The following is a 2947-nucleotide window of genomic DNA, read 5'->3' on the forward strand; positions in this document are numbered from 1 at the left end:
CACTACTTCTCCTGGTCGAAAGTGGTGATGCATTAACCGCATGAACCTACCGCCTATTTTTGTCATAAACTCAATCAGTTTCACATTTGCAGCCCGCTGGCAGCCCGCAGCCGCGCCCGATTCACACCCAACCGACACCCAACCCACAGCCCAAGTCCCCCAAACATCCCAGCCGTCACACTCTCAACGCGCAGCCGCGCTCACCCCACGCCCAACCACGACCCCACGCAACCACGATCCCGCAAACCCCCACGCAACCCGCCCCAAAACCCCCACGCAACCCCCACAAGCTACGTTTTGGTAACCCACTATGTAATTACGAATGCAACTCAAGTAAATTGAGTCAATAATAGTTACGTGCATATAGTTGCCTAGTTTTTGGAGGTTGCCGACCATGGCACTGGTTGTGCAGAAGTACGGTGGTTCATCCCTGGAGAGCGCCGAACGCATTCGTCGTGTTGCAGAACGAATTGTGGAAACCAAAAAGCAGGGCAATGACGTCGTGGTTGTGTGCTCCGCAATGGGCGACACCACCGATGAGCTTCTGGACCTCGCTGAGCAGGTCAACCCGGTCCCGCCGGGACGCGAGATGGACATGCTCCTGACCGCCGGTGAGCGTATTTCCAATGCGCTGGTCGCTATGGCAATTGCAAGCCTCGGCGCCTCGGCCCAGTCTTTCACCGGTTCGCAGGCCGGCGTGATCACGACGGAGCGTCACGGTAACGCCCGCATTGTCGAGGTCACTCCGGGCCGTGTTCGTGAGGCTCTCGATGAGGGCCATATTTGTCTGGTGGCTGGTTTCCAGGGGGTGAACCGCGAGACTAAGGACGTCACTACGCTGGGCCGTGGTGGCTCGGATACCACTGCGGTCGCGCTCGCGGCAGCCCTAGAGGCAGATGTCTGCGAGATCTACTCCGACGTGGATGGCGTGTACACCGCGGATCCGCGCATTGTGCCGGATGCACAGCGCTTGGACAACATTTCCTTCGAGGAGATGTTGGAGATGGCCGCGGTTGGCGCGAAGATTTTGCAGCTGCGAAGTGTCGAATACGCCCGCGCGTTTAATGTCCCGTTGCGTGTGCGTTCGTCGTATAGCAATGAACTTGGCACCCTTGTTGATGGATCGATGGAGGATATCCCTATGGAAGAAGCAGTGTTGACCGGTGTGGCGCATGACCGCTCCGAGGCGAAGGTGACCGTGCTGGGCATTCCGGATGATCCGGGCCAGGCGGCGAAGATGTTCCGTGCTGTTGCGGATGCGGAGATCAACATCGATATGGTGCTGCAGAACGTCTCTACCATCGCGGATAACCGCACTGACATTACTTTCACCTGCCCGCGCGAGGACGCTCCGAAGGCGATGGCGTTGCTGAAGAAGCTGCAGGCTGACAATGACTGGAACGACGTGCTTTACGACGATCACGTGGGCAAGGTCTCCTTGGTCGGTGCTGGCATGAAGTCCCACCCGGGTGTGACTGCGACGTTCTGTGAGGCGCTCGCTGATGAGGGTGTGAATATCGATCTGATTTCCACTTCTGAGATTCGTATCTCGGTGCTGGTTAATGACCAGGATGTCGATAAGTCTGTGAAGGCTCTGCACGACGCTTTCAATCTCGGTGGCGATACCGAGGCTGTTGTTTACGCTGGTACGGGACGTTAAGGAGTTCTAATGACCACGATTGCTGTTGTTGGTGCCACTGGCCAGGTTGGTCGTGTGATGCGCACCCTGTTGGCGGAGCGTAATTTCCCGGCCGATAAGGTTCGTTTCTTCGCTTCTGCTCGTAGTGCGGGCAAGGAGTTGGAGTTCCGCGGCGAGAATATTGTTGTCGAGGATGTCGCGGCTACTTCGGATGAGGATCTGAAGGGCATCGATGTCGCGGTGTTCTCCGCTGGCGGCACGCTGTCGAAGGAGCAGGCGCCGCGTTTTGCGGCTGCTGGCGCTGTTGTTGTTGATAACTCGTCGGCGTGGCGTAAGGATCCGGAGGTCCCGCTGGTGGTCTCTGAGGTCAACCCGGATGCTTTGCAGGACATCCCGAAGGGCATTGTCGCGAATCCGAATTGCACCACGATGGCCGCGATGCCGGTTCTCAAGCCGCTTCACGACGAGGCCGGGTTGCAGCGTCTGCGTGTGTCCTCCTATCAGGCGGTCTCGGGTTCGGGCCTTGCTGGTGTGAATACTCTGGCTGGTCAGGTGCGCGAGAACATCGACAACCTGGAGAAGCTGACCACTGATGGTTCAGCTCTGGTTGCGGAGGACTTTGGTCCGTACGTTGCACCGATTGCTTTCAATGCGCTGCCGGTGGCTGGAAACTTTGTTGATGACGGTTCACTGGAGACCGATGAGGAGCAGAAGCTCCGCAATGAGTCCCGCAAGATTCTGTCTATCCCTGAGCTGGCTGTTGCTGGTACTTGTGTGCGCGTTCCGGTTCTCACTGGACACACGCTGGTGATTCACGCTGAGTTTGAGAATGCTCTGTCCGTAGAGAAGGCAACCGAACTGCTGGAGTCCGCGCCGGGCGTGAAGGTCGTCGACGTTCCGAATCCGCTTGCCGCCGCTGGTGTGGATGAGTCCCTGGTGGGTCGTATCCGTGTCGATCAGTCGGTTCCGGAGGGGCGTGGCCTGGTGCTGGTTGTCTCTGGCGACAATCTGCGTAAGGGCGCTGCTCTGAATACCATCCAGATTGCGGAGTTGTTGGTCGCTGACCAGTAGTTGAGCGCAGTACTTAAAAGCGCAAAAAGTTAAGCCTCGGCACTTAGCGAACTTCGTGCTCTCAATGACAACTACTCCCCACTAGTCGGTAACTGATTTCTCAGTCCAACTAATGGGGAGCAGTTCACATTGTTGCGGTAGGGGGGCCTATTTTTTCTTATTGACGCCCACGCTTTCCGCTTGGCTGCAGCGCCAGCGGAATGTGAGATTGTGCGAGCGCAGTGCTGGGGGGGGGGG

Annotated in this window: 2 protein-coding genes; both read left to right on the plus strand. The window is 57.6% G+C overall.

Annotated features, from left to right (window positions below; all coding sequences use genetic code 11):
- The first annotated feature begins 394 nt into the window (after positions 1 to 394).
- Positions 395 to 1660 (plus strand): aspartate kinase, encoded by a 1266-nt coding sequence (locus HMPREF2847_RS08920; RefSeq protein ID WP_070852185.1) that lies wholly within the window; start codon positions 395 to 397, stop codon positions 1658 to 1660.
- A 9-nt stretch (positions 1661 to 1669) separates the two neighbouring features.
- Positions 1670 to 2710 (plus strand): aspartate-semialdehyde dehydrogenase, encoded by a 1041-nt coding sequence (locus HMPREF2847_RS08925; protein ID WP_070852186.1) that lies wholly within the window; start codon positions 1670 to 1672, stop codon positions 2708 to 2710.
- The last annotated feature ends 237 nt before the right edge of the window (positions 2711 to 2947 follow it).

Source organism: Corynebacterium sp. HMSC074C03, assembly GCF_001838285.1.
In the GTDB taxonomy this organism is placed as follows: Bacteria; Actinomycetota; Actinomycetes; order Mycobacteriales; family Mycobacteriaceae; genus Corynebacterium; species Corynebacterium amycolatum.